Origin of the sequence: Paraburkholderia sp. WC7.3g, assembly GCF_050436345.1 — a bacterium.
Classification (GTDB): domain Bacteria; phylum Pseudomonadota; class Gammaproteobacteria; order Burkholderiales; family Burkholderiaceae; genus Paraburkholderia; species Paraburkholderia podalyriae.
Genome location: NZ_JBNDMA010000002.1, coordinates 2,964,025 through 2,981,792, shown reverse-complemented (window position 1 = coordinate 2,981,792; position 17,768 = coordinate 2,964,025). Strand labels below are relative to the sequence as shown.

General features: G+C 64.1%; 16 protein-coding genes. 7 read left to right on the top strand and 9 right to left on the bottom strand.

The window, feature by feature from the left end; genetic code table 11:
* Window positions 1–222 precede the first annotated feature (222 nt).
* Entirely contained in the window at window positions 223–1,476 is a 1,254-nt protein-coding gene (locus OKW43_RS25070; RefSeq protein WP_187633170.1) for a cupin domain-containing protein, read from the bottom strand.
* A gap of 32 nt (window positions 1,477–1,508) precedes the next feature.
* Here OKW43_RS25070 and OKW43_RS25065 point away from each other — a divergent pair, with 32 nt between their 5' ends.
* The gene (locus OKW43_RS25065) at window positions 1,509–2,051 is read left to right on the top strand and encodes an FKBP-type peptidyl-prolyl cis-trans isomerase (RefSeq protein WP_090800708.1); all 543 of its coding nucleotides are present in this window, start codon (window positions 1,509–1,511) and stop codon (window positions 2,049–2,051) included.
* Here OKW43_RS25065 and OKW43_RS25060 read toward each other — a convergent pair.
* From OKW43_RS25060 to OKW43_RS25045, 4 genes are all read right to left on the bottom strand, one after another.
* Window positions 2,031–3,446 carry a hypothetical protein gene (locus tag OKW43_RS25060; protein WP_429451783.1) on the bottom strand — a complete coding sequence of 472 codons (1,416 nt, stop codon included), beginning with the start codon at window positions 3,444–3,446 and terminating at the stop codon, window positions 2,031–2,033. The genes OKW43_RS25065 and OKW43_RS25060 overlap by 21 nt on opposite strands.
* Window positions 3,433–6,120 (bottom strand): DNA mismatch repair protein MutS, encoded by a 2,688-nt coding sequence (gene mutS / locus OKW43_RS25055; RefSeq protein ID WP_187633169.1) that lies wholly within the window; start codon window positions 6,118–6,120, stop codon window positions 3,433–3,435. The genes OKW43_RS25060 and mutS overlap by 14 nt, the downstream gene beginning before the upstream one ends.
* A 207-nt stretch (window positions 6,121–6,327) precedes the next feature.
* Entirely contained in the window at window positions 6,328–7,626 is a 1,299-nt protein-coding gene (gene lplT, locus OKW43_RS25050) for a lysophospholipid transporter LplT (RefSeq protein WP_187633168.1), read from the bottom strand.
* Between the two features lie 209 nt (window positions 7,627–7,835).
* A complete protein-coding gene (locus OKW43_RS25045; RefSeq protein WP_187633167.1) occupies window positions 7,836–8,639 on the bottom strand; it encodes an inositol monophosphatase family protein in 804 nt (267 codons plus the stop codon).
* Here OKW43_RS25045 and OKW43_RS25040 point away from each other — a divergent pair.
* From OKW43_RS25040 to cysE, 3 genes are all read left to right on the top strand, one after another.
* Window positions 8,634–8,789 carry a hypothetical protein gene (locus OKW43_RS25040; RefSeq protein ID WP_187633166.1) on the top strand — a complete coding sequence of 52 codons (156 nt, stop codon included), beginning with the start codon at window positions 8,634–8,636 and terminating at the stop codon, window positions 8,787–8,789. The two genes, OKW43_RS25045 and OKW43_RS25040, sit on opposite strands and share 6 nt — an antisense overlap.
* 182 nt (window positions 8,790–8,971) lie before the next feature.
* A complete protein-coding gene (locus OKW43_RS25035) occupies window positions 8,972–9,802 on the top strand; it encodes an RNA methyltransferase (protein WP_187633165.1) in 831 nt (276 codons plus the stop codon).
* Between the two features lie 254 nt (window positions 9,803–10,056).
* A complete protein-coding gene (gene cysE / locus OKW43_RS25030) occupies window positions 10,057–10,893 on the top strand; it encodes a serine O-acetyltransferase (protein WP_187633164.1) in 837 nt (278 codons plus the stop codon).
* A 51-nt stretch (window positions 10,894–10,944) separates the two neighbouring features.
* Here cysE and OKW43_RS25025 read toward each other — a convergent pair whose 3' ends face one another.
* The 4 genes from OKW43_RS25025 to OKW43_RS25010 form a co-directional block, all read right to left on the bottom strand.
* A complete protein-coding gene (locus tag OKW43_RS25025; RefSeq protein ID WP_187633163.1) occupies window positions 10,945–11,742 on the bottom strand; it encodes a UDP-2,3-diacylglucosamine diphosphatase in 798 nt (265 codons plus the stop codon).
* A 63-nt stretch (window positions 11,743–11,805) separates the two neighbouring features.
* Window positions 11,806–12,300 (bottom strand): peptidylprolyl isomerase, encoded by a 495-nt coding sequence (locus tag OKW43_RS25020; protein WP_187633162.1) that lies wholly within the window; start codon window positions 12,298–12,300, stop codon window positions 11,806–11,808.
* Window positions 12,301–12,423: 123 nt separating this feature from the next.
* Window positions 12,424–13,017: a peptidylprolyl isomerase gene (locus OKW43_RS25015; protein ID WP_187633161.1), complete on the bottom strand. Its 594-nt coding sequence runs from the start codon at window positions 13,015–13,017 to the stop codon at window positions 12,424–12,426.
* Between the two features lie 50 nt (window positions 13,018–13,067).
* Window positions 13,068–13,868, bottom strand: a complete 801-nt coding sequence (locus OKW43_RS25010) for a tetratricopeptide repeat protein (RefSeq protein WP_187633160.1) — start codon at window positions 13,866–13,868, stop codon at window positions 13,068–13,070.
* Window positions 13,869–14,118: 250 nt separating this feature from the next.
* On the opposite strand from OKW43_RS25010, the gene cysS reads away from it, so the two are divergent.
* The 3 genes from cysS to OKW43_RS24995 all read left to right on the top strand — a co-directional run bounded on the left by cysS (window position 14,119) and on the right by OKW43_RS24995 (window position 17,749).
* The gene (gene cysS, locus OKW43_RS25005; RefSeq protein WP_187633159.1) at window positions 14,119–15,516 is read left to right on the top strand and encodes a cysteine--tRNA ligase; all 1,398 of its coding nucleotides are present in this window, start codon (window positions 14,119–14,121) and stop codon (window positions 15,514–15,516) included.
* Window positions 15,517–15,563: 47 nt separating this feature from the next.
* On the top strand, window positions 15,564–16,649 hold the full coding sequence (locus OKW43_RS25000) for a DNA-3-methyladenine glycosylase family protein (RefSeq protein WP_187633158.1): 1,086 nt from the start codon (window positions 15,564–15,566) through the stop codon (window positions 16,647–16,649).
* Between the two features lie 128 nt (window positions 16,650–16,777).
* Window positions 16,778–17,749, top strand: a complete 972-nt coding sequence (locus tag OKW43_RS24995; RefSeq protein ID WP_187633157.1) for an acetyl-CoA carboxylase carboxyltransferase subunit alpha — start codon at window positions 16,778–16,780, stop codon at window positions 17,747–17,749.
* The last annotated feature ends 19 nt before the right edge of the window (window positions 17,750–17,768 follow it).

The following is a 17,768-nucleotide window of genomic DNA, read 5'->3' as shown; positions in this document are numbered from 1 at the left end:
TTTTATGGTTTAAAGGTAAGCAACAGCGCAAAATAAAACCGGTAATGTGCTCCAACACCGACCTGGGCCGCTGGTGGAAATGCTCTTTTGATGAGCTGGAATCTTCCCTACGGCTTGGGCGGAAATTATATGCACTTTCGTACTGACAGTCGATAAATCCGGGGTCAATACGTTGTCTTTCTCATACAAAATTTTACTGTACGGTATAGCACGTGGGCAGAGTTACGCAAGCTCGCCCACCTGTATCCAGCCCGCACAATACCACTCGTGTAGCAGTGCTGTCACCGACGAATCGTGTGAGAGTGTTACAAAGCGTTTCGCACTCATACACCGCAGATTTGCGAGATCGAACAGCCATTTTTTCGCGCCGCCCCACGTTATTTCTTCTCCATTTACGAAGAAAAAACGGCGTTCATACAACACGCTAGTCTTGCGATCGAGCCGCAGACCGGATTTCGACGCAGCGCCGATGAAACGGACCTCGTTGAGCGGCCGTTGCGGCGGATCAAAGACGACACTCGGCTTCGGTTCGCTGAGGTACGTGCCAAGGAACGACGCAATGTCCCGCTCATTCCATCGCACCTTAGCAAGCATCGCTCCCACCCGTTCGACGAGCGCGGCGGGCAGTTCGGCTGGCCGCTCGACGGCGGCCTGCCGCGGATCGCGATAAAGCGCCCCAGCCTTGCCCGTGGCCTCGCCTCGCTCGGCCAGATGGTAGAGGAACTGCGCGGTCAGCTCGCTCTCGGACGGTGCGCGAAAACCGATCGAGCAGGTCATGCATTCGCCCTCGGCGATGCCGTCGTGGGCGATGTGCGGCGGCAGGTACAGCATGTCGCCGGGTTCGAGCACCCACTCCTGTTCGTGATCGAAGCGCTGTAAAACTTTCAAAGGCAAGCCGGGCTGCAGTGCCAGATCTTTTTGCGCGCTAATGCGCCAGCGGCGCTTGCCTTTTACTTGCAAGAGAAACACATCGTAGGAATCGAAATGCGGGCCGACGCCGCCGCCGTCGGTCGCATACGAAATCATCAGGTCGTCGAGCCGCGCATCAGGCACGAAACGGAAACGGTCGAGCAGTGCGCGCGCACGGTCATCGTAGAGGTCGACGCCCTGCACGAGCAATGTCCACGCGCGCTGCCTGACGGATGGCAGTTCGTCGGGCGCAAACGGGCCGTGCTCCAGCTGCCATTTGTTGCGGAAGTGGGTGATCAGGCGCGCTTCGACGTCGTCCTGATCGGCCAGCTCGAACAGCTCGTCCCGCGACAGCGGTGCTTCGATGTCGGGAATCGCCTGACGGATCAGCAGCGGCTTTTTCTGCCAGTAGCGGCGCATGAATTGCGACGGGCTCAGTTGGCCGAGCAGTGCGGTCGGAATGTCGGGCGAGGGCGGAAGAATGGGCTGCATGGCCGGCTTTGCAGCAGACGGCGAACTGCGTGCCAAACCCGCATCGGCCGGAAGGTGAGTGGGCCGCCTGGGCATCGTATAATGTGAGTTGTATTCTGGAGAGTCGAATGAAAATCGCAAAGAACACCGTCGTGTCGGTCGCCTACAAGCTGTCGGATGCGCAGGGCAATCTGATCGAGGAAAGCGAAGAGCCGATGGTCTATCTTCACGGCGGCTATGATGGCACGTTCCCCAAGATCGAGGAAGAGCTCGACGGCCACGAAGCCGGCTTCGAGACGCAGATCCAGCTTGAGCCGCAAGACGCGTTCGGTGAATACGATCCCGAGCTCGTGAAGATCGAGCCGCGCGATCGCTTCCCGGAACCGCTTGAAGTCGGCATGCAGTTCGAAGGCACCCCGGAAGATGGCGACGAGGAAATCGACGCGCTGGTGTACGTGGTGACCGACGTCGCGGAAGACAAGGTCGTGCTCGACGGCAATCATCCGCTCGCCGGCATGGCGCTGCGTTTTGCATTGACCGTCAAAGACGTGCGTCCGGCGACAGAAGACGAAATCCAGCACGAGCACGCGCACGGCGCGGACGGCCTCGAAGTTCTCGACGACGATGAAGACGAGGACGAAGAAGACAGCTCAAAACCGACCCTGCACTGAGCTGGCGGGCATGCGCGGTGTCGTCGCGGGGGCAGACGGCATCGATGCGGGCAAGGCAGGCGAGGCTGGCAGTATCGACCCCGGCGGCATCGAGATCGCTGGCCCGTATTCACCGCCGCCCTGGTCGGACGGGATGCGCGGCTGCTGGTCCTGCGATTCTCCGGGCGTCTGCAATACCGGTGGCAATTCCGACCCCGGCCCGAACCCTTCCACATTCGGCATTTCCGGTGCACCTGGCATCGACGCACCGGATTCGTCGCGCGGAGTGGCGGGCGGCAAGACCGGCGGCGTGGTGGGCAGCGGCATCTGTTTCGGCACGTCGCGCACGCTGACCCTGAACGGCGGCTTCCTGCCGAAATCCGCTTCTATCTGAATCCATTGGTTGAGCCGATCACGCGGCGCGAGCGCAATGCGCGTGAGATTCATCACGACCATCCCCTTGTCGTTGCGTAGCGGCTGATCGATGACGAAGCCGCCGGCCGGCCGTTCGTCGTCCGCGTGAATGACGACCACAGGTCCGGGGAAAATTTGCGCGAGCTTAACCAGACTGCGCTTGAATTCGAGAAAGCCGTCGCGGCGCGAGCTGTGCGCGAAGTGCAGCCATGCGAACCGTTCGGGTCGCTCGTAGCGCTCCGGGTCGAAGTCGCCCTGAATGAACACGACGATCGCGCGAGCGTCGCGGCGCTTCGCGTATTCTGCCGCGTGCTCGAGCCAGAATGCATTGGCGATCACGCGATCTTCGAACTCGCCGTTGCGGCCGCCCGCGCTCAGGTAGTGATTGTTCGGACCGGGCGCGTTCAGGCCGATGAAGACGATCTCGCCGGTTTTGTTGTTCGCTTTGTCGTTGACCATCCAGCGCACGTTTTCGCGAAACGGGCGAAAGCGCGACACCTCGCTCTCGCGCGTCAACGCGATCGGGTTCTGTCCCATCGACGTCGGATCGGCGAACAGCGTTTGCCGCAACTGGTCGAGCCGCTCGACCGGATCGAAGCCGCCGGCTTCCGCCGTGCCGCAATCGCCCCAGTCGTGCTGGCCGGGGATAAAGATGAGCGCGGTCCGCGAACTGTCGAGCAGCGCGTGGCGGCGCTCGAACAGCGCGTCGCGGCAAACTTCCTTCGGCCCCTTCAGATTGCCGTCGTAGACGATGAAGCGCACGTCGCGCTCGCGGGCAATCGCCTCGAGCAGCCGTTGCGTGGCGGCTTCGTCGGCGGCGCTGTGCATCGTGTCGGAGAGCACCGCGAACGCGAAGCGCGAGGTCTCGGCGTGCGCCGGCGCGGTCCCTACGCACACCGCCGCGAATACAACGATGCCGCCTATCGATGCATGCACGTGGCGCAGCGCCGCGCGAAGCCCGCGCGGGCGCCGCGGGTGTCTCGGCGTGTCAGTGGTCCGCATCCGGCGCGACGGCCAGTTCATGCAGTTCGTACAGCAGATCCAGCGCTTCGCGCGGCCGCAGATCGTTCGGATCGATGCCGCGCAGACGCTCGACGAGCGTCTGCATCGCGGGCGACGCAGGCGTCGCGTCGCCCGCGGCCTCGTTGTCGTGGTCCGCGTCTTCGGCGAGCATCGCAGGCTGCGTCGCGAACAGATCGAGTTGCGGCGCGGGCTGCGCGGCCGATTGCTGCTCAAGATGCGCGAGATGCTTGCGCGCCGCGCGGATCACCGCGTTCGGCACGCCGGCGAGTTGCGCGACCTGCAGACCGTAGCTCTGATTGGCCGGCCCTTCGTTGACCGCGTGCAGGAACACGATGCCGTGCCCATGCTCGACCGCCGACAGGTGCACGTTGGCCGCATGCGGAAACTCCACGGGTAGCTGCGTCAGCTCGAAATAGTGCGTCGCGAACAGCGTATAGCAGCCGTTGTGGGCGAGCAGGTGGCGCGCGATCGCCCACGCGAGCGCGAGGCCGTCGAACGTCGACGTGCCGCGGCCGATCTCGTCCATCAGCACGAGGCTTTGCGGTGTCGCGTCGTTGAGGATCGCGGCGGCTTCGGTCATCTCCACCATGAAGGTCGAGCGACCGCCAGCGAGGTCGTCGGCCGCGCCGATGCGCGTGAAGATGCGGTCGATCGGCCCAAAGGCCGCGCGCCGCGCCGGCACGTAACTGCCCACGTAAGCGAGCAGCGCGATCAGCGCGGTCTGGCGCATGAAGGTCGACTTGCCGCCCATGTTCGGACCGGTGATCAACAGCAGCTTGCGCTCGGTCGCGAGTGAGCAATCGTTGGCGATGAACTGCTCGACCTGCGCCTCGACCACCGGATGACGACCCTGCTCGATGTCGATGCCCGCGTTGGCCGGGAACGTCGGCGCAACCCAGTCGAGCGCGCGAGCGCGTTCGCCGAACGCGGCCAGCAGATCGAGTTCGGCGAGCGCGAGGGCGACGCGCTGACAGTCGGGAATGAACGGCAGCAACGATTGCAGCAACGCGTCGTACAGTGAGCGTTCGCGTGCGAGCGCGCGTTCCTGAGCGGACAACGCTTTGTCCTCGAAGGTCTTCAACTCGGGCGTGATGTAGCGCTCGGCGTTCTTCAGCGTTTGCCGGCGGCGATAGTCGTCGGGGACTTTGTCGGTCTGGCCGCGCGTGACTTCGATATAGAAGCCATGCACCTTGTTGTACTCGACACGCAGATTGTTGATGCCGGTTCGCGCGCGTTCGCGTGTTTCGAGATCGATCAGGAACTGTCCGCAGTTCTCCGAAATATCGCGCAGTTCGTCGAGCTCCGCGTCATATCCACGCGCGATGACGCCGCCGTCGCGCACCATCGCGGCCGGTTCCTGCGCGACCGCGAGCTTGAGCAAGTCGACGCACGCTTGCGGCGGTTCGAGCGCCGCGTCGATGCGCGCGAGCGAATCCGCGTTCGATACCACCGCTGCGAGCTGCGCGCGCACAGCAGGCAGCGCGATGAAGGTATCGCGCAGGCTCGACAGATCGCGCGGCCGCGCCGACAGCAGCGCGAGACGTCCGGTGATCCGTTCAATGTCCGCGATCTGCCGCAACGCCTGGCGCAGCGTATCGAGATCGGCGCCCGGCGGCGCGTCGAGCAACGCGCCGATCGCCTGCTGACGCGCCCGAGCCACCGCCGAATCGCGCGGCGGATGATGCAGCCAGTGCCGCAGCAGACGGCTACCCATCGTCGTGCAGCAGGTGTCGAGCAGTGAGCACAGCGTCGGCGATTCGGTGCCGCGCAGTGTCTCCGTGAGTTCGAGGTTGCGGCGCGTGGCCGGATCGAGGCCGATGTATTCGGATTCGTATTCGACCTTCAGGCTGCGCACGTGACGCAGTTGTTGGCCCTGCGTGGACGCCGCATACAGCAGCAACGCGCCGGCCGCCCCGCACGCGCAACCGAGCGAATGCGCACCGAAGCCGTCGAGGCTCGCGACGTCGAGCTGATCGCACAGGCGCTTCGTGCCCGACGTGATATCGAAGTGCCAGGCCGGCACGCGCTTGAGCGCGCTAGCGTTGACAGGTGGTGTCCAACTGGCCGAATCGGCGGTGGCGTCGGCGATCAGTATTTCCGCGGGACGGATGCGCTCCAGGGCGGCGGCGACCTGATCGGGCGCCACTTCGGCGAGGCGCAGCGCACCGCTCGCGAGATTGAGCCAGGCGAGACCGACGCTCGTCGCGACGCCGCGGCGATTGTGCGCGACGCACAGCGCGAGCAAATAGACGTCGCTCTTGTCGGACAGTAGCGACGCATCGGTCAGCGTGCCAGGTGTGACCACGCGCATGACCTTGCGCTCGACCGGGCCTTTCGACGTAGCCGGGTCGCCGATCTGTTCGCAAATCGCAACCGATTCGCCGAGCTTCACGAGCCTGGCCAGATACTGTTCGACAGCGTGATGCGGCACGCCGGCCATCTTGATCGGATTGCCCGCCGACGCGCCGCGCTGCGTGAGCGTCAGGTCGAGCAGGCGTGCGGCTTTTTCCGCGTCGTCGAAAAAGAGTTCGTAGAAGTCGCCCATCCGGTAGAACACCAGCGTGCCCGGATGCTCCGCCTTGATGCGCAGGTACTGCTGCATCATCGGCGTGTGTTGTGCGACGTCGTTGGCCGCTGCGGTTTGGATGCCCATCCTTCGTGTCTTCTTGCGGTAGATGCTCAGGGCGTGAGTTTAACCCGCCGGCGCGGCGAGCGGACCCTGGCCGAACGGACGATGCCCGACACAAGAGTCGAATGGCAGCATGACCGATTCGATCAAAGCGGGCGTTTCACGCCGTCGCGGCGCGTTCCGTCCGTCGAGCCGCGCCTCGCACTGTCGTGGCTGGAGTACCGTGGTGCATCATTCCTCGATCATCGCCCGCATGTTCACCCTGCGTTCGTTCGAGGCGCTGCGGCGCTTCGCGAGCCACATCAGCAGCGTGACGAAGCTGCCGAACACGACGATGATCCACTGCGCGGGCATCTTCGCCGTGAGCAGCAGCGCGTACATGCCGAGCATCAGCAGCACCGCGAGATTCTGGTTGAAATTCTGCACGGCGATCGAGTGACCGGCCGACAGCAGCGTCGCGCCGCGATGCTGCAGGATCGCGTTCATCGGCACGATGAAAAAGCCCGACAACGCGCCGAGCACGATCATCAGCGGATAGGCGAGCAGGATGTAGTAGTGCGCGACGTGCGTGCCGAAGCGCAGGCCAGCGCCCGGCGGGAACAGGTCCTTGTTGTAGAAAGCCATCGCGATCGCCACCGCGCCCGTCAGCACGCCGACCGGCAAAACCTTCAGCGAACTGCGCAGCGGAATCAGCGCGGCAGCGACCGCCGCGCCGATCGCGATGCCAAAGCCGGTCACGCCTTGCATCACGGCGGCCTTCGACAACGACAGCCCGAGGTTCACGTTCGCCCATTTGAGCACCAGCAGCTGCATCGTCACCGCGGCGCCCCACATCAGCGTGGTCACCCACAGCGCGATCTGCGCGAGCTTGTCGGCCCACAGCACGCGGAAGCAGTGATGGAAATCGCCGATCAGCTTATTCGGCTCGGTCAGCCGGTTCGGATAGCGCGCGCCGGTATCCGGAATGAAGATGTTGATCGCAGCGGCGATCGCGTAGGTGAGCATGACCGCGCCCATCGCGAGATCGGCGGCCGAGCGGATCAGCGGCACGTGCACGCGCGTGACGAAATGCTCGACGACGGTGCTGATCAGCGCACCGCCGAGCATCGTGCCGACGATCGTCGACAGCACCGTTGCCGATTCGAGCCACGCGTTCGCCTTCACGAGCTTCTCGGCGGGCAGCAACTCGGTGAGAATGCCGTACTTGGCGGGCGAATACGCGGCCGCGCCGAAACCGACCACGCCGTAGGCGATCATCGGATGAACGCCGACGATCATCATCAGGCAGCCGCTCGCCTTCAGTGCGTTGGAGATGAACATCACGTGGCGCTTCTGCATCGAATCGGCGAACGCGCCGACGAACGGCGCGAGCAGCACGTACGAGATCGTGAAGAAGATCTGCAGCAGCGGCGTGACCCACGCGGCCGAGCGAATCACGGAAAGCAGGGCGATGGCTGCGATCAACAGCGCGTTGTCGGCCAGCGACGAAACGAACTGTGCCGCGATGATCGTATGGAAGCCTTTTTTCATGGGGCAGGCGGGAGGCTGCGCCCGGGGCGGAAGTCGGGCAGGGTCAAAGCGGCATGGAGCAGGGAACGATCCCGGCCGGGTCCGCCCCAATCACTCCCGCTTTGTAGCACGAAGGCCCGCCCACTGCAGCGCCGCCAACAAAAAAGCGGCCGAAGCCGCTTTTCTGTCCAACCGTCGACGTTGCCGCGGACCGTGCGCGGCGGCGCGGCTTACGCTGATTGCTGATGCGTGCGGCTGTAGCGCGACAGGATCGGAATCATCTGCGCGTAGATCTTCGGATTGCCCGCGACGACTTCGCCGACATGCAGGAACTCCGAATCACCGGTGTAGTTGCCGACCAGACCGCCGGCTTCGGTGATCAGCAGGCTGCCCGCCGCGACGTCCCATGCGCTCAGGCCCTGTTCGAAGAAGCCGTCCATGCGACCGGCCGCGACATTGGCCAGATCGAGCGCGGCGGCGCCCGGACGGCGCAGGCCCGCGCAGGCTTCGGTCATTGTGGCGAACTGACGGCCGTACGATTCGAGGCTGTCCTGCGCGCGGAACGGGAAGCCGGTGCCGATCAGGCAGTCGGCGAGGCGGTCACGCTTGGCGACGCGGAGGCGGCGATCGTTGACGAACGCGCCACGGCCCCGCGATGCGGTGAACAGATCGTTGCGGTTCGGGTCGTAGACGACGGCCTGCGTGACGATGCCCTTATGCGCGAGCGCGATCGACACGCAGTAGTATGGGAAGCCGTGGATGAAGTTGGTGGTGCCGTCGAGCGGATCGATGATCCACTGGTATTCGGAATTGTCGTTCGACTTGCCCGACTCTTCGGCGAGGATGGCGTGATCGGGATAGGCGGTCTTCAGCGTTTCGATGATCGCCGCTTCGGACGCTTTGTCGACCTCCGTGACGAAATCGTTGTGCTGCTTCTTGCTGACCTGGAGCAGGTCGAGATCGAGCGATGCGCGGGTGATGATCTGAGCTGCGCGGCGCGCGGCCTTCACAGCGATATTGAGCATGGGATGCATAAACTGATCCTTGTGCCGGGGCAGCACGGCTGCCGGCCGGAAAATAAGCGCGAAACCTGCGCTGACGGGCGCCGCAACGACGCAAAAACAGCACGGAACGCCAGCCCGGCTATCAAACCGGAGCGCATTCCGCCGACGGAGACGAATTGAATAAGAACGGTGCGGCCAGTTCGACGGAAGCTTCAGCAACCGTCGGCGCCGGACGCGAAAAGCGGTATTTTACCCGAGTCCGAGCGCCCTCGCGCAGGTGCTCGCGCGTACGCCTGATTCGGCACAGGCGCCCGTTGGCGCTACCATACGCGTCTTGAGTCCCTAGCCAGTCGAGTTTCATCGTGGATCACACCCACCATTCCTCCGACCCCGCCGTGGCCAATTTGCGCGGCGGCTTCACGTCGACGCGTTTCGTGCTCGTCGAGCCCAGCCATCCCGGCAATGTCGGCGCTGCGGCGCGCGCGCTGAAAACCATGGGCTTTTCGCGGCTCGTGCTCGTGTCGCCGCGTGTGCAGAACGTGCAGAACGATCCCGAAGCAATCGCGATGGCGAGTGGCGCCGACGACGTGCTCGCCTCCGTGCACGTGGTACCGTCGCTCGCCGATGCAATGACTGGCGTGCACTGGTCGATCGCCCTGACCGCGCGGCTGCGCGAATACGGTCCGCCGCAATGGACGCCGCGTGCGGCGGCCGCCGCCGCCCGCACACAGGCGATGCACGGCGAGATCGCGCTGGTGTTCGGCAACGAGCGCACGGGCTTGTCGAACGAGGACGTCGAGCGATGCAGCGCGATCACGCATATTCCGGCCAATCCGGCCTACAGCTCGCTCAATCTCGCGCAGGCGGTACAGGTGCTCGCCTACGAACTGCGCACCGCGTATCTCGACTTGGATGGATCGACCGACGGCACGCCCGCCGCGGGAGCCGTCGCAGCGCAGGCCGAATCCGCCGGTACGCGCGCGCAGATGGCGGCCAGCGACGAGATCGAGAGCATGTTCGCGCATCTGGAGAGCGCACTGGTCGCGCTCGAGTTTCTCGATCCGACCAATCCGAAGAAGCTGATGTCACGGCTGCGGCGGCTCTTCGCGCGCTCCGGCCTCGAGCGCGAGGAAGTCAATATCGTGCGCGGCATCGCCAAGCACATCCTGCTCAAGACGAAGCGGAGCGGCTGACGGTCCATCCGTCAGTCGGGCACGGCGCACCCGATGCGCCGCCTTCATCCGACGACAACCTTGCAGATGTCGGGGGCTTCCGGCAGGTTTCGCGCAATCGACCTACAATCCACGAAACGTTAGAAGCAAAGCTGCCGCCATGATAAGTGGCAGCGATGCGGTCGGGCTTGGCGCGAAATGCGGAGGCCCCGCAAGCGCAGAGCACGGCCCCGCTCACGCGGATGGCTTTTTTCCCCAACAACACAGTCCCTGCCATGTTCACGAGACTTCGCGAAGACATCGCCACGATCCGCGAGCGCGATCCCGCCGCCCGCAGCGCATGGGAAGTGCTCACGTGTTATCCGGGGCTGCACGCGCTCGTGCTGCATCGGATCGCGCACGCGTGCTGGCTCGCGAAGCGCCGCTGGCTCGCGCGTTTCGTGTCGCAGATGGCGCGCTTCATGACCGGCATCGAGATCCATCCGGGCGCGACGGTAGGGCGGCGCGTGTTCATCGATCACGGCATGGGCGTCGTGATCGGCGAGACCGCGCAGATCGGCGACGACTGCACGATCTATCAGGGTGTGACGCTCGGTGGCACGTCGCTGACGCGCGGCGCGAAGCGGCATCCGACGCTCGAGCGTGGTGTGATCGTCGGTGCGGGAGCGAAGGTGCTCGGTGGCTTCACGGTCGGCGCGGACGCGAAGATCGGATCGAACGCGGTCGTGACCAAGCCGGTGCCCGCGCGTGGCACGGCGGTCGGCAATCCGGCGCGGATCATCGTGCCGGCGGCGTCGGTCGCCGCGGCCGCGAGCGGTGCGAACGCGGGGGCGAACCATGTCACGCGTGACGCCAAGCGCGGCAGCGAAATCAGCGCGTTCTGCGCATACGGCATTACGCCCAATGCGGACGATCCGGTGTCGCTCGCGATTCACGGCCTGATCGACCACGCGGCGACGCAGGCGCGGCGAATCGATGAAATCGTCGATGCGCTCGAGCGGCTCGGCACGAGCCTCGAAGGGCTGCAAGGCGCGGATGCCGCGTTGCTCGATTTGCGGCGGCTGTCGGCGGCGATCGAGGGAAAGGTCGATGGGGTTGCGGCGGAGCGCTAGGTATCGGTATCGGCGCATCGGTCGCGCAAAGCGCACGCTGGACCCAGTTGGTCAATCCAGCGGCATCGCTCGAATCCCGTCGGCATCGATCTTCAGATATCCGCCACGGTGCTTGCCGTGATCGAGATCCCAGTCCGGCAGAACCCAGCGTGTGCCGCCCGGCTCGTGATGCCGCGCGGGCAGATGCGTATGCCCGTGAATGAGCGTCGCCGTCTTCGATTTCCTGAACAGCGCGGCGACAGCTTTCGGCGTCACGTCATACTTGATTGACGTCGGCCGTGTGCGACCATGCTCGCTGTTCGAGCGCATGTTCTCGGCGAGCTTGCGACGCCAGCGAAACGGCCAAGCGAGAAACAGGGTTTGCGCAACTCGATTGCGCGCGAAACGCCTGAAGAGCTGATAGCCGCGATCCGCGGTGCACAGACCATCGCCATGGGCGAGCGCAATGCGGGTGCCGAACGCGGTGATCACGAACGGATCGGGCAGCCAGATCGCGCCGGCCGCTTTCATGAAGCGCTTGCCCAGCAGAAAGTCGCGATTGCCGTGCATGATATAGAGCGCGATGCCACGCTCGGACAGCGTGTGCAGCAGCGCCGCAATATGGGCGACGAACGGCTCGCTCAGCATGTCGTCGCCGACCCAGTACTCGAACAGGTCGCCGAGGATGAACACCGAATCGGACGCTTCCGCGTTCACGCGGATGAAATGCTCGAACGCGGCGACCGTGCGCGGAATCGCCTCGCTCAGATGCAGATCGGAGATGAAGAAAAAAGGGCGCGCGGCGTGCGGGCGTTGGCGCTCGCCAGGCACGCCCGCGGCGATGCTTCGCAGCGGCGTCTCTTGCAGCATTGAAGGTGCCTGATTTCAGTTCGAACGAGTTGGCGCCCGCATGAGGCGCGACTCACTCACGGTTTAGCCGACGACGACAGCCTTTTCGATCACGACGTCATCGACGGGCACGTCCTGATGGAAGCCCTTCGAGCCGGTCTTGACCTTCTTGATCTTCTCGACCACGTCCATGCCTTCGACCACCTTGCCGAACACCGCGTAGCCCCAGCCTTGCGGCGTCGGCGACGAGTGGTTCAGGAAGTCGTTGTCGTTCACGTTGATGAAGAATTGCGCGGTCGCCGAATGCGGGTCGTTGGTACGCGCCATGGCGATCGAGCCGTTCTCGTTCTTCAGACCGTTGTTCGCCTCGTTGTTGATCGGCTCGGCCGTCGGCTTCTGCTTCATGCCGGGTTCGAAGCCGCCGCCCTGGATCATGAAGCCGTCGATCACGCGGTGAAACACCGTGTTGTCGTAGTGGCCGGCCTTCACGTAGTTCAGGAAGTTCTCGACCGACTTCGGCGCCTTGTCGGCGTTCAGTTCGAGTTTGATGACGCCGTGGTTCGTATGCAGTTCAACCATGATGGAATCCTTTGATGAACAGGTGGATAAAAGGCGCGGCGCGTCGTCATGTGCTGAGGACAGGCCGCGCCGGGGCGTGGGTTGCGCTCGGGGCTTCGGCCGCGCGGGTTCGCTGGTTCGTTGTTACTTGCTTACCACCGTCGCCGACTGGATCACGATCGGTTTCTGCGGCACATCGCTCATCGGGCCGCGCGTGGTGGTGGGCGTGGCTTCGATGCGCTTCACGACGTCCATGCCGCTCGTGACCTTGCCGAACACCGCATAGCCGTTGCCGTCGGGATTCGGGTAGTCGAGATTGGCATTGTCCACCGTGTTGATGAAGAACTGCGCGGTGGCCGAATTCGGGTCGCTGGTGCGCGCCATCGCGATCGTGCCCGCGGTGTTCTTCAGACCGTTGTGGCTCTCGAGCGAAATCGGCGCGCGCGTCGGCTTCTCGACGAAGCTCTGCGTATAGCCGCCGCCCTGGATCATGAAGCCCGGAATCACGCGATGAAAAATCGTGCCGCTATATTGGCCGGCCTTCACGTAGTCGAGGAAATTGGCGACCGTCTTTGGCGCTTTCTCAGGATACAACTCGACGCGAATGTCACCCTCCGACGTCTTCAGCAGCACCGAAGGATGAACGGGCTGTGAGCCGGACTGCGAACCGGACTGCGCAACGGCGGGCGCGTTTGCGATCAGGGCGGCGCTGCCGAGCGCCAACATCAACCATTTCATGAAAATCCTCGGGATTGGAAAAAACGTGCGGCAGGCAAGGAGCCCGGCGCTCAGCGCGACGGCGCCATGTACGGCGGCATCGCGAGCGAGCCATTCGGGCCGCCGAACTGGAAGCTCGGGTTGTCCGTGACGTTCGACGTGGGGTGCGCGGCGGGCTCGTTCGTCGGCGCGGCGGCGGGCTGCGAGGCTGCGGCAGCGGGCGCCGGCGACACCACCTTCTGGATATCCGCGAGACGCTGCGAGGTCCTCGCGCTCGGCTTGCCGAGGCTCTCCGCGCGACGGTATGCGGCATCGGCGAGACGCAGATAGAGGTCGCCCAGGTTCTCGAACGCGAGGGCGTAGTTCGGATTGACCTTGGTGGCCATCTCGAGTGCGGCGCGCGCTTCGGTCAGGCGGCCTTGTCTGGCGAAAAGCGTGGCGAGGTTGTTGTACGGCTCGGGCAACTCGGGATACAGCTGAGTGAGTTCGGTGAACGCGGCAATCGCTTCGTCGTCGCGATTCAGATGCACGAGCACGTTCGCGCGTTTGAACTTCGCCTGCGCGTCGCGCGGATTCGCGGCGACGCGGGAATCGAGTTGGGTCAGTGCGGCTTGCCAGTTTTTCTGCGCGATCGACGCGTCGATTTCCGGCGTGTTGTCACGCACAGCGGGGCCTTGCGGCATCACCGCGGCCTTCTGCGCATACGCGCTCGCGAGCGGCATGGCGGCAAGCGCGGCAACGACGGTGACGCGCCACGCGAGGGCGCGCGCCGCTTCGAAAGTAGCGCGGCCAACAACGCTACCGACAACGTCGCCAAACGCAGTCGTGGCGAGGGTCGCAGCGCTGCGCGCGCGGCCACTGGAGTGTTTCATAGGCTCAGGTCTGGATGTTATACTCCGAGCCATTCTAACAAAAGGTCAGCGCGTTCCGTCGAACCGCCGACTGTCTTTTCGCCACTCGTGGCCGTCTCCGCCCGGTTCGCAGCCTCGTCTGCAGCCTGATCGCCGCATGAGGTGCGCCGGTTTCGGCTGCATGCGATGCACCCGTTGTTCTGTTCTTTTCGCGGGTCGCGACGCGCATGAAGCACAATGCGGACTTCTTTCGGCCCACGCACCGTTCTCTATGGAATCTCTGCGCATCTACAACACGCTCGCGCGTGACAAACAGACTTTCGTGCCGCTGCGCGAAGGTGTCGTGCGGATGTACGTCTGCGGGATGACCGTGTACGACTATTGTCACGTCGGTCACGCGCGGGTGATGGTCGTGTTCGACATCGTGCAGCGCTGGTTGCGCACGCTCGGCTACAACGTGACCTACGTGCGCAACATTACCGATATCGACGACAAGATCATCAAGCGCGCGGTCGAGAACGGCGAAACCATCAAGGCGCTGACTGATCGCTTCATCGCCGCGCTGCACGAAGACGCGGACGCGCTCGGCATCGAGCGTCCGGACATCGAGCCGCGCGCGACCGACTTCATTCCGCAGATGCTCGGCATGATCGAGACGCTCGAGAAAAACGGCTACGCCTACCAGGCAAGCGACGGCGACGTCAACTACGCGGTACGCAAATTCGAAGGCTACGGGAAGCTGTCGGGCAAGTCGCTCGAAGACCTGCGCGCGGGCGAACGCGTCGCGGCCAACGACGCGAAACAGGACCCGCTCGACTTCGTGCTGTGGAAGCAGGCGAAGCCCGAGGAACCGGCCGACACCGGCTGGGATTCGAAGTACGGCCGCGGTCGTCCCGGCTGGCACATCGAGTGCTCGGCGATGGGCTGCACGCTGCTCGGTGAACAGTTCGACATTCATGGTGGCGGCCAGGACCTGCAGTTTCCGCACCACGAAAACGAGATCGCGCAAAGCGAGGCCGCGACCGGACAAACATTCGTCAATTATTGGATGCACAACGGCTACGTACAGATCGACAATGAGAAGATGTCGAAGTCGTTGAACAATTTTTTTACGATTCGCGAAGTGCTCGCGCAGTACGATGCGGAGGTGGTGCGTTTCTTCATCGTGCGCGCGCATTACCGCTCGCCGCTGAACTACAGCGACGTGCATATCGACGACGCGCGCAATGCACTCGCGCGTTTGTACACGGCGTTGAAAGACATTACGCCTGATAGCGCCGCGCTCGACTGGAACGAAGCGTACGCGCAGCGTTTCCGGGCGGCGATGAACGACGACTTCAACACGCCGGTGGCCGTGTCGGTGCTATTCGAACTGGCCACCGAAGTGAACCGCACGCGCGACCCCGCGCTGGCCCGTCAATTGCGCGCGCTTGGCGCGGTGCTCGGGCTGCTCGGACGCGAACCGCGTGCATACCTGCAGCAGGCAGCGGGTGCTGCAGCCGAAGGCGCGCTCGAGCCCGCCGCGATCGAAGCGAAGATCGCCGCGCGCATCGCCGCCAAGCAGGCAAAGGACTATGCGGCAGCAGACCGGATCCGGGCCGAATTGCTCGATGCCGGCGTTGCCCTTGAAGACAAACCCGGCGGGTTGACCGAGTGGCGGCGCGTGTGAGCGCACCTCGTACTTCCCTTTGAACGACTCGCCAGGCAGGAGGCAGGATGGCAACGGCCACGAAGACGCCGACTAAACGCGCGGCGTCTCAAACCAGTGCGGCAGCCGCGGCATCGGCTGGCGCGACTAAGTCGACGCGTGCGTCGACCCGCGCGGGCGGCGGCGCAGTAGACAAAACGTCGTCGAAAGCAGGCTCTGCCGCAGCAAAGAAGAGCGCGGCCAAACGCTCGCTCAATGGCAAGGGCGGCGCACTCACTGAAGCCGCGCATCCGCCGGCTGCGAAGCGCGCGAAAACGGCGTCGCGTGCGAAGGCCAATGGCGCATTGCCGGCCGAACTCGCCGACGACGTGCAGGAACTCGCACGCGACACGAACGCGGGCGAAGTCGTGCGCAAGACGCGCGTGTCGGTCACCTCGGCGAGCACGGCCAGCGCGAGCGGCGAAGCGGCCGGTGTCGCATCGCTCGCGAACGAAGTCGCCGTGCCGGTGCAAATCGGCGGCCTCGCGCCCGAAGTCACGCGTCCCGCGTATTGGGACAAGGCGTGCGCGGACCTCGTCAAACGCGATCGTATTCTGAAGAAGCTGATTCCTAAGTTCGGCCCCGTGCATCTGCTGAGTCGTGGCGATCCGTTCGTCACGCTCGCGCGCTCGGTGGTTGGCCAGCAGATTTCGGTCGCGTCGGCGCAGGCGGTGTGGTCGAAGGTCGAAGCTGCGTGTCCGAAGCTCGTGCCGCTGCAGTTCATCAAACTGGGTCTCGAGAAGCTGAACGCGTGCGGTTTGTCCAAACGCAAGGCCGAGTACGTACTCGATCTCGCGCAGCATTTCGTGTCGGGCGCGTTGCACGTCGGCAAGTGGACGTCGATGGACGACGAGGCGGTGATCGCCGAACTCACGCAGATTCGCGGCATCGGCCGCTGGACGGCGGAGATGTTCCTGATCTTCAACCTGTCGCGTCCCGACGTGCTGCCACTCGACGACCTCGGCTTGATCCGCGCGATCAGCGTCAACTATTTCAGCGGCGAACCCGTCACGCGCAGCGAAGCGCGTGAGGTTGCCGCGAACTGGGAGCCGTGGCGCACCGTCGCGACCTGGTACATGTGGCGTAGTCTTGATCCGTTGCCGGTCGACTACTGAAGAAGAACAGGAAACGAAGCCGTTTCAAAGACTATCGCGCATATGATTTCGATAGTTGAGAAATGGTTTTGACATCGGCGCGCGCGGTTAGAATACGCGCTGCCCGGTAAGTCCAAGGATTACAACCAATGAAGACCACGTTTCTGGATTTCGAACAGCCGATCGCTGAACTCGAAGCGAAGATCGAAGAATTGCGCTTCGTGCAGGACGACTCGGCCGTCGATATTTCGGAAGAGATCGAGCGGCTGTCCAAGAAGAGCCAGCAGCTCACCAAAGATCTGTATGCGAACCTCACACCGTGGCAGGTTTCGCAAATCGCCCGTCATCCGCAGCGTCCGTACACGTTCGACTACGTAAGCGAGCTGTTTACCGACTTCCATGAACTGCATGGCGACCGTAACTTCGCGGACGATCTGTCGATCGTCGGCGGTCTCGCACGGTTCAACGGCCAGGCGTGCATGGTGATCGGTCATCAGAAGGGCCGTGACACCAAGGAGCGCGCACTGCGCAACTTTGGCATGCCACGCCCGGAAGGCTATCGCAAGGCAGAACGTCTGATGCGCGTCGCCGAGAAGTTCGGCCTGCCGATCTTCACGTTCATCGACACGCCGGGCGCGTACCCCGGCATCGGCGCGGAAGAGCGCGGCCAGTCCGAAGCGATCGGTCGCAATCTGTACGTGATGGCCGAGCTGAAGACGCCGCTGATCGCGACGATCATCGGCGAGGGCGGCTCGGGCGGCGCACTCGCTATCGCGGTGGGCGATAGTGTGCTGATGCTGCAGTTCTCGACCTACTCGGTGATCTCGCCGGAAGGCTGTGCATCGATCCTGTGGAAGAGCGCCGCGAAGGCCCCGGAAGCGGCCGAAGCGCTCGGCCTGACCGCGCATCGTCTGAAGGCGCTCGGTCTGATCGACAAGATCGTCAACGAGCCGCTCGGTGGCGCGCATCGCGATCCGAAGGGCATGGCCGCGATGCTGCGCCGTGCGCTCGCCGATTCGCTGCGCCAGTTCCAGGGTATGAGCACCAACGACCTGCGCGAACGCCGTTTTGAACGGCTGATGGCGTACGGCAAATTCAAGGAAACGACGCCGGGCGCATAAGCCCGCGCGTTGGCCTGTC

What these genes read in the sequence shown, in the direction of transcription:
- OKW43_RS25020 (WP_187633162.1), bottom strand. Translation starts at nt 12,300, where the DNA reads ATGGTTGAACTGCATACGAACCACGGCGTCATCAAACTCGAACTGAAC.
- OKW43_RS25025 (WP_187633163.1), bottom strand. Translation starts at nt 11,742, where the DNA reads ATGCTGCAAGAGACGCCGCTGCGAAGCATCGCCGCGGGCGTGCCTGGC.
- lplT (WP_187633168.1), bottom strand. Translation starts at nt 7,626, where the DNA reads ATGAAAAAAGGCTTCCATACGATCATCGCGGCACAGTTCGTTTCGTCG.
- OKW43_RS25015 (WP_187633161.1), bottom strand. Translation starts at nt 13,017, where the DNA reads ATGAAATGGTTGATGTTGGCGCTCGGCAGCGCCGCCCTGATCGCAAAC.
- OKW43_RS25065 (WP_090800708.1), top strand. Translation starts at nt 1,509, where the DNA reads ATGAAAATCGCAAAGAACACCGTCGTGTCGGTCGCCTACAAGCTGTCG.
- OKW43_RS25040 (WP_187633166.1), top strand. Translation starts at nt 8,634, where the DNA reads ATGCATAAACTGATCCTTGTGCCGGGGCAGCACGGCTGCCGGCCGGAA.
- OKW43_RS25070 (WP_187633170.1), bottom strand. Translation starts at nt 1,476, where the DNA reads ATGCCCAGGCGGCCCACTCACCTTCCGGCCGATGCGGGTTTGGCACGC.
- OKW43_RS25060 (WP_429451783.1), bottom strand. Translation starts at nt 3,446, where the DNA reads ATGCGGACCACTGACACGCCGAGACACCCGCGGCGCCCGCGCGGGCTT.
- OKW43_RS25010 (WP_187633160.1), bottom strand. Translation starts at nt 13,868, where the DNA reads ATGAAACACTCCAGTGGCCGCGCGCGCAGCGCTGCGACCCTCGCCACG.
- mutS (WP_187633169.1), bottom strand. Translation starts at nt 6,120, where the DNA reads ATGGGCATCCAAACCGCAGCGGCCAACGACGTCGCACAACACACGCCG.
- OKW43_RS24995 (WP_187633157.1), top strand. Translation starts at nt 16,778, where the DNA reads ATGAAGACCACGTTTCTGGATTTCGAACAGCCGATCGCTGAACTCGAA.
- OKW43_RS25000 (WP_187633158.1), top strand. Translation starts at nt 15,564, where the DNA reads ATGGCAACGGCCACGAAGACGCCGACTAAACGCGCGGCGTCTCAAACC.
- OKW43_RS25045 (WP_187633167.1), bottom strand. Translation starts at nt 8,639, where the DNA reads ATGCATCCCATGCTCAATATCGCTGTGAAGGCCGCGCGCCGCGCAGCT.
- cysS (WP_187633159.1), top strand. Translation starts at nt 14,119, where the DNA reads ATGGAATCTCTGCGCATCTACAACACGCTCGCGCGTGACAAACAGACT.
- cysE (WP_187633164.1), top strand. Translation starts at nt 10,057, where the DNA reads ATGTTCACGAGACTTCGCGAAGACATCGCCACGATCCGCGAGCGCGAT.